General features: G+C 54.0%; 7 protein-coding genes. 2 read left to right on the top strand and 5 right to left on the bottom strand.

The features are described from left to right. The 3 genes from agaV to agaR all read right to left on the bottom strand — a co-directional run. Positions 1–419: PTS N-acetylgalactosamine transporter subunit IIB (gene agaV / locus ACLQ7H_RS27230; protein ID WP_411755364.1), on the bottom strand; the 419-nt coding region annotated here is incomplete at its 3' end. Between the two features lies 1 nt (position 420). Further along, positions 421–1,704 carry a D-tagatose-bisphosphate aldolase, class II, non-catalytic subunit gene (locus tag ACLQ7H_RS27225; RefSeq protein WP_411755363.1) on the bottom strand — a complete coding sequence of 428 codons (1,284 nt, stop codon included), beginning with the start codon at positions 1,702–1,704 and terminating at the stop codon, positions 421–423. A 20-nt stretch (positions 1,705–1,724) separates the two neighbouring features. Continuing rightward, positions 1,725–2,501 (bottom strand): transcriptional repressor AgaR, encoded by a 777-nt coding sequence (gene agaR / locus ACLQ7H_RS27220; RefSeq protein ID WP_411755362.1) that lies wholly within the window; start codon positions 2,499–2,501, stop codon positions 1,725–1,727. A gap of 695 nt (positions 2,502–3,196) precedes the next feature. Between agaR and ACLQ7H_RS27215 the strand changes: the two genes are divergently transcribed. Continuing rightward, entirely contained in the window at positions 3,197–4,411 is a 1,215-nt protein-coding gene (locus ACLQ7H_RS27215; protein WP_411755361.1) for a CynX/NimT family MFS transporter, read from the top strand. A 365-nt stretch (positions 4,412–4,776) separates the two neighbouring features. On the opposite strand, the gene ACLQ7H_RS27210 is transcribed toward ACLQ7H_RS27215, so the two are convergent. Further along, on the bottom strand, positions 4,777–6,429 hold the full coding sequence (locus ACLQ7H_RS27210; RefSeq protein ID WP_411755360.1) for a multidrug ABC transporter permease/ATP-binding protein: 1,653 nt from the start codon (positions 6,427–6,429) through the stop codon (positions 4,777–4,779). Positions 6,430–7,058: 629 nt separating this feature from the next. On the opposite strand from ACLQ7H_RS27210, the gene ACLQ7H_RS27205 reads away from it, so the two are divergent. Beyond that, positions 7,059–7,610: a tyrosine-type DNA invertase gene (locus ACLQ7H_RS27205; RefSeq protein WP_411755359.1), complete on the top strand. Its 552-nt coding sequence runs from the start codon at positions 7,059–7,061 to the stop codon at positions 7,608–7,610. A 288-nt stretch (positions 7,611–7,898) separates the two neighbouring features. Here ACLQ7H_RS27205 and ACLQ7H_RS27200 read toward each other — a convergent pair. After that, positions 7,899–8,143: helix-turn-helix domain-containing protein (locus ACLQ7H_RS27200; protein WP_411755358.1), on the bottom strand; the 245-nt coding region annotated here is incomplete at its 5' end.

The following is an 8,143-nucleotide window of genomic DNA, read 5'->3' as shown; positions in this document are numbered from 1 at the left end:
CAGGCTACGCCCAACGCCGCCAGCTCACGAAAGGCGGCAATGTCATCGTCATCCACCGAGACCGTCTTGTGGATTTGCCGTTTCCCTGCGGCGAAGTGCATATTGCCAACGTTGACGAAGGTGATGGGCACCCCGCCCTGCACTAGCTTCAATACGTCCTGTGGCGTTTTACACACCAGAAAAATCTTCTGCCGATCCGCCGCCTTATGGATTACGTCGATGGTTTTTTGCAGGGTGAAGTACCGGGTCTGCACGCCTTCAGCCACCACCATGTCCATCAGGTTTTGCTGTACCGGATCGGCAGCAGCATCGTCATTGGCCACCACCACCAGATTAGCGCCCAGCGTATTGGTCCAGGTCACCCCGACCTGGCCATGTACCAGGCGGTTATCGATACGGGTCATCAGAATATTGGGCATATCAGCGCACCTCCGGGTAACAGGCTGAGTGGTAGTCGTCAAGCACTTGGGTAATTTTGTGGATCACCCAATCTTGCGGATCCTCGCTCAGCTCACCAGCATTCAAGGCTCGTGCCTGATCGGGTAAATACTGGCTGAGTAACGCCAGCGGGATTGGGTTACTCCGTAGATTGTCCATCAGCGCATCCACGGCCTGCTGAACCTGTGGCTGCGGCCAGTAATAGCGCACGCGATCGCTCAGGCTGTAGTGGCGATCCAGATACTGTTGATGCGGGCTGCCGTGATAATAGCGGCTCCACTGCTGCGGCTGTTCACGCATTACCTGTTCAAGCGTGGCGCACAGTTGGGCCGAACGATGATCCCCCAACCATTCACGTTCGATACGATCGAGGGCAAACAGCGCCTCACGCAGCGCAAAGGTGAGCGCCGGGCCAACTTTCAGAATGGCGAAATGGTCACGCACCAGCTGTGAATAAGCCTTCGGTGCCTGGTAATCGGTCGAGTGGGCCTCATACAGCAGCCCCGGTTGGCGTTCGATAAAACGGCTCAACGCCTGCGCCGCCTGCGGTTGGTAATGTTCGACGCTGTGATGGTCGAACTCGACGCCGGGTTGCACCACCAAGGCGATCACTCGTGACCAGGCACTGGTCAGTTCAGCCTGCTGCCAGGCATGACGGTGCGCCTCTAACGTGACAGAGACTGCGTGTGGCGTAGTCACCTGGATGCCTTGCAGCGTTTCCTGCGCACCGCCCGGTACAGGCACTTCGGTTCCGATCACATACACCGGAGCTTCACCACCCGCTTGCTGCCATGCTCGTTCCGCCACCGCGCACAGGCGTGCCGCTCGCTGCGCCACCACTTCATCTCCCAACGGGGTGGGATCGTCAGCGCAGGACATAGAGCAGTCGAGATGGATCTTGCGAAATCCGGCGCGCACATAGTCGTCAATCAGGGTTTCTGATAGCGCCATCGCCTCTTGTGCCGGGCGATCTTGCCAGGCGTTGGGGCCAAGATGATCGCCCCCCAGCCAAATAGCGCTCCTTGGCAACCCGATGTCATCCGCCATCTGCCACAGCGCATCACGAAACTGTGCTGCGGTCTGGCCGGTGTAGCCGCCAAACTGGTTAACCTGGTTTGACGTCGCTTCAATCAATACCGGCGTACCACGCGCCTTTGCCTGTCGCAAGGCGGCCTGCAATACCCAAGGATGCGCGGAGCAAACGGAAAATATTCCCACCGGCTGGCCGGCCTTGTGCTGTGCTACCAGTTGTAACCACTGCTGCATGAATCCCCCGTGAGGGCGCCCTACTCGCGATCGGCTATCACCACATCTACGCCTAAATCGCTGAGCGCCTGCTGATAATCTTGTGGAAGACGGCTATCTGTGATCAGCCGATGAATTTGCCCGACTTCGCGGATCATGCAAAAGCTCTTGCGACCAAACTTGCTGGCATCCGCTACCGCGATAATTTCGCGGGCCACCTCGCACATCACACGATTGAGGTGTGCCTCACCGGGGTGAGGCGTAGTGATCCCCGCCACCAGATCGAAACCGTCGACGCCCAGAAACAGTGTGTCGAAGCGGTACTGGCGCAATTGCTGCTCGGCAGCCGGGCCATAGAGCGAATAGGAGTTCTGCCGTACGCTTCCCCCCAACACCATCACTTCCACCCCGTCGTAACCTGAAAGCTCATAGGCAATGTTCAGCGCATTGGTCATCACCACCAGATCGCGGCGCGGTTTCAACCAAGGCACGATCTGGGCCGTGGTAGAACCGGAGTCCAGGATTAGCGCATCGCCGTCCCGCACATAGCTTGCCGCTCGGCAGGCAATCTGTGATTTCACATCGCGGTTCAACCGCCCTTTGTCATGTAACGGGCGGTCGAAGGCAAACTGCTGGTTGAGCATCGCCCCGCCATAGGCACGCAGTGCACAGCCTTTGCGTTCCAGAAAGCGCAGATCGTTGCGGATCGTTACCGTGGAAACGGCAAACTGTTTGCTGAGCTGTTCCACCCGCACGCTACCGTGCTCGCAGAGCAGATCGATGATGTGTTCACGTCGTTTAGCGGTGTTCACTGGCATGAGCAATAGGTCCTCAGGTTTCCGGTTTTGGCCGGGAGATGATGGCTTTCGCTCTATTGCGGCGGTATTACAACAAAGCGAAAGCAATGAAATTGTGATCGGGGTTACAGGGCAGTTTTAGCAGCAAATGGGGGTAAAAAGCTTTCGGATCGAAATGAAATGAAACTATTTCCTCAGCGGGCGCGAGAAAAGTGAAATCTGCCGCAGGCCGATAGGGCGGCAGGTTAAGAGTATGTGAAAAACGGCACAGTGAAAGCGGCTTTGGCGGGCAGCAGCGAAAAGGCTTTTCTTTCCTTAGGTGATCAACATCACAAAACTGTTAATTGGCTCAGTTGAGCCAACCGACACCCAGGTGTGTCACCAAACCGACAATCACTAAAATCACGATCACGGCGATGGTGTAAAGCACAATACGGCGGGGGCTGTAGAAAGAAGACATAGCGATTCCTCACAATAAGTTTACTGCCGTTACTATCCGTTATGGCGGGCAATGCTGCCAGCAATAGTTTCCCTAGCGTTGATCAAAGTCACCTGGTGGGTGCCAAGGCGGTTTCCTTAACCTCTTGTCAGGCGAGGCAATCTTTCCTAAACTGGCACGCAGATACTGGCAGCCCTGCCAGTACGTAAGCGTTAACGTCAATCAACGCATCTCGTCATGCAGTAATGATTGGCTGCATGCCTGATGCGAGGATCTCATGCCCCAACCCGAACCAACCGCAAATTGTGTTGTTAAACGCAGTCGTTTGACGCGTTTCCTATTGCTGGCCGGCATCATGCTGGTGGCGGCTAACCTGCGCGCCCCTTTAACCAGCGTAGGCCCGTTACTGGAACAGATCCAGCGCCAACTGATGCTTTCTGCCACCGCCGCCGGGTTACTCAACTCCCTGCCGCTGATCCTGTTTGCGGTGTTATCGCCATTAACGCCGTCGCTGGCCAGGCGCATCGGGATTGAGCGCACGCTTGGGCTGGCGCTGGTGCTGTTGGTCGCCGGGATCGTGCTGCGTTCACAACCGTGGGATGGCATGCTGTGGTTGGGAACGGTGCTGATCGGCGCTGCCATCGCCTTTGCCAACGTGGTATTACCCACGCTGGTAAAACGCGATTTTCCTCATCGGGCTGCGGTGATGATCAGCACCTATGCAGCAGTAATGTCGCTGGTGGCCGCTATTGCCTCTGGGATGGCGGTGCCATTAGCGGCATTTAACGATAACGGTTGGCGTTTTTCATTGCTATTGTGGAGCCTACCGGCGGTTATTGCGCTAGCGATATGGCTACCCCAACTGAAATACAAACCCACTCCGGTAACCCGAACCGGCACACCAGTGGCAACAGAAACCTTTCGCTCCCCCTGGAGCAGCGCCCTGGGCTGGCAGGTGGCCTTGTTCATGGGGCTGCAATCCATCACCTTCTACACCATTATCGGCTGGTTCAGCGCCTTTGCTGCCAGCCACGGCACCTCACCGCAGCAGGCGGGGTTCGAGCTGTTTGTTTATCAGATCGTGGCGATCGCCGCTAACTTTGTGATGGTGTTTGCACTGCCGCGCGCACGCGACCAACGGGGGATCGCATTAGTCAGTTCACTGTTGATCTTTATTGGCGTCGGCGGATTGTTGTTGTTGCCTGCCCACTCTCTTATCTGGCTGATATTTGCCGGGCTGGGGGCGGGGAGTTCGTTGGTACTGGCGCTGTCTTTCTTTGGTCTGCGCAGCCAGCACCATCATCAGGCGACGGTGCTTTCCGGGATGGCGCAGTCCATCGGCTATCTGCTGGCCGCGCTGGGACCGACCTTGTTTGGCCTGGTGCATGATTTGACGCAAGGTTGGACGGTGCCGTTGACGATCTTGCTTGGGTTAACGCTGCTGCAGATGCTGTTCGGCATCTTGGCCGGGCGTCGCAAGATTATCGGCTGAACCGGGTGCGGCGTGATCTTCCGGCAACCAAAGATCTTCGATAAAGCGCTGTTGCCGCTCATTGAGTTGCCAGGATGGCGGAAATCTCAGCGTTTCCGCTAGTTGGGTCTCTGTGGTGGGAATGAGTGATTGACTGTCCATCGTCGCGATCCTGCCCCCTAACTACCCTGCTTCCAAATGAAAACTGTACCACGAGCGCAATGCCATGTACCGCTTTCTCCTAGACACAGAGTAAATCATTGGCAGCAATTTTGATTATCGATATAAACAATCACTCAACTAGCCTAAGCCTATAAGGCGACAGATATTCCTCAACCGACTTGTTATGTCGGGGCGAACAGGTGCGCCCCGATAAATTCAGCAATTCAATCAAGCTGGCTAACGGAGTCCCGGCTCGCCAGATGGCGCTCATCCCCAATCAGTTCGCTCAGATGCCCATCTCGCATTTGCAGCAGGCGATCTGCGTGTTCAAAGTAATGGTCGTCATGGCTGATGGCAAACACGGTTTTTCCCATCTCGCGCAGTTGAGGCAGTAACTCGCGATAGAAAGTACGCCGGAATTGGGGATCCTGATCCGCCGCCCATTCATCCAGCAGTAAAATATCCCGTTTTTCAGCCACCGCCAGCAGCAGGGCCAGGCGCTTGCGCTGCCCTTGTGAAAGCTGTGGATTAGTGACGCGCGTACCGTCGAACTCCAATTTGCTTTTCATTTTCAGACGCTGCAACCAGGTTTCCACCAGTTCGGCATCCGGCTGTTCCCCTTGCGGCCCCAACAGATGGTGAAACTGATGGAAATCCGTAAAGATGGCAGAGAACAGGCGGCGATAATCTGCACTATCGGCAACCGTAATCGGTTGACCATCCAGCAGGATCTGCCCACTCACGGGCACATACAGCCCAGTGAGCAGCATGGCCAGCGTCGATTTACCGCTACCGTTGCCGCCAATCAGAAACACCAGTTCACCGCGCCGTAACGTCAAATTGATCGGCCCAACCGCAAACCCGGATTGCTGCTCACCCGACGCATAGTGGAATGCCACCTCGCGCAGTTCCAGCGTTTGCCAAGCCCGAGCCTGTGGAGCCGGAAATGCCGGATCATAGTCCGCCAGTTTGAGCGACTTCACTTTATTGAAGGCCACTTCGGCCGCAATCAGCGTCGGGAATGCCCCAACCGCCTGCAACAAGGGGGTACGCAGGAACAGTAAGGTCAGAGAATAGGTCGCCGCCACCGTAGTGTTCGCCCAGCCCAGGCTGTTCGCCATATAAAACACCAGACCGATGGCGCCCAGCATCATGATATTCGACCAGTTCACGGCGCTAAGGTGAAAGGTATCTGCGCGGATAATATGGTAACGATAGTCACCAGCATCGGGCTGGTAAGCCTGATGGAACAGCATTTTTGCCCGATCGCGATTCAGAGCCAGTTCTTTGCGCCCGTCGATCGCCGCTTGATAATGCAGATAGAGCCGTTCCTCGGCTTCACGTACGCTGCTTAAGTGGCTATAAACCCGCGAGACCAGATACCAACTCCCCAAAATGGTGACCGTCACCCATATCGCCGTTACGCCCAGCATTACAGGCGACAGCCAGCCCAGATAGGCAGCCGATCCCAGGGTCAGGATCACCCCCTGAACCAACTCCGGTAGGCGGACAAAAGCAATGGTGATATTACGGATATCACTCGACAGACTAGCCAGCAGTGAGGCGCTGCCCAACTGCTCCAACCGTTCAATATGGGTATCCAATATGCGCTTCACCAGTTGACCACGCAGCCGGTAAACAAAATAGTGCCCCAAAGTGGTCAACGCCAACTGAGAGCCGAGCGTTACCGCCATCAACAGGGCCAACAGGCCAAGAAACTGTGGCAACACCACTAGCGGGTTGCCCGCCGCGCCCATCAGTTGCACGTTAATAAATGCAATGATGCCAATCCCTAACGCCGCACTGGCCATCGTTAACGCCATTACCGCCAGAAACGGCCAGCGATACTGCTGGAACACCACCCGTAACAACTCCATGAGAAACCCTATTCAGAAATCATGCACTGGCGGGCATTGTAGTTGGCGAAAGCGTGATATCAATAACAATTCTCATTTTGTTTGGTGAGCAGACGTTGACCTTGGCATGGCCATGCCAAACAGTGCAGACAGAACGCAGTGAGCTTCCTGCGATCCCGAATCACGCTTTGATGCGCTCAACGGTAGTTAACCTGCATACTCAGGCTTAAGTGGCTCAGTATCAAACTGCGGTTATCTGGGCCGAACATGGAGAGTGAGAATAAAGGAACGATATGACCGACAGTGGCATCTATTTTTTAAAAAAAATATTTACGCAATAATAAAATTCCCAAAAACAGGGAAAACCAAGGAATATTAATGCCGTTACAGATAAAAACCAACCAGTCAGATTGGGTAATCCATTTCAAAATATACGGTTTTTAACCCATCAATCATGGTTGCCTTGTGATCAAATGAGTTATTTTTTTTAAATAAATAACTGCCAAACCCCCTTGAACCCTAGCGACAGGATAATACTGTAGGATTATTCCCGGTCGCACCATGCTATTTTGTTTGCTGCCAATGGTATTCAATGTTTAAATGAATGAATCACCAATCATATTTGCTTTATGTAACTTAGGGATAAGAGAATGAAAAAACGCAAATATCTCAGTCATATTGAAATTGAGAGAATGATCTCCGCCGTTCCGGACGGCACCAATGGTTGTCGTGATCGCTGTATGCTGTTGATGTGCTTTATTCATGGATTACGCGTCAGCGAACTACGGGGACTACGGCTGGAGGATATTGACCTGGCCACCAACCGTTTACACGTATCTCGCCTAAAGAACGGTTTTTCTGTCCAGCATCCCATACAAATCCGTGAGCGTATCGCGCTGGGCCACTGGCTTGCAAAACGCCCTGGCTACCTGGAACCTGATAGTCCATGGCTGTTTCTTTCTCGTCACGGCGGGCAGATTTCACGCCAACAACTATACCGCTTAATAAAGTCCTATGGTGAATTAGCCGGTATCGACGTACAAGTGCATCCTCATATGCTGCGCCACTCCTGCGGCTATGCTCTGGCAGACAGAGGGATCGACACCAGATTAATTCAAGATTACCTGGGCCATCGCAACATTCAAAACACCGTTATTTATACTGCCAGCAATGTTGAACGCTTTCGGGTAATACATATTTAACCAGCGATTCAAACTGGCACTGCATTTACCTCACAGGCATAGCGGGCTGTGGCTGTGCAACAGCCAATATTCTTACGTTCTATATCATAGTCGATCCGGGCAGGCCTTTATCGCCGTCAGCCAAGCTTGGCTGCGCGAACATTGTGATACTGCCGTGATTTTGCAGCCGTGGGCTCACCGTTCTGAATATCGGGGGGTAGCTGATCGAGTTACCGTTCTGTCAGCTCAGCGGTATGCCCCGCCATGCTCGATGACAGCACGGCGGGGCACACAAGCGATCTCCAACCATTAATCACCACATGCAAACTGCTGGCTAATCTGTTTTCTCAGTGAGAACAGTTCGCTGTCATTTTTAACCTGTAGTTTGCGCATGGCATTACATTTATGGGCGCTGATGGTCTTGATACTACGGTGTTGCAGTTCAGCAATTTCCCGCAGGCTCATCCCGTTGAACAAGAACGTCAGCACATCATTTTCGCAACGGGTCAGATGATGCAAACTTGAAACATCGTCAGGATCGTTACGCGCCAGAT

Origin of the sequence: Serratia sp. (in: enterobacteria) (genome assembly GCF_046715635.1) — a bacterium.
Taxonomy (GTDB): domain Bacteria; phylum Pseudomonadota; class Gammaproteobacteria; order Enterobacterales; family Enterobacteriaceae; genus Chania.
Note: the sequence above shows the minus strand (reverse complement) of the source record. Positions and strands in the feature narration are given on the sequence as shown.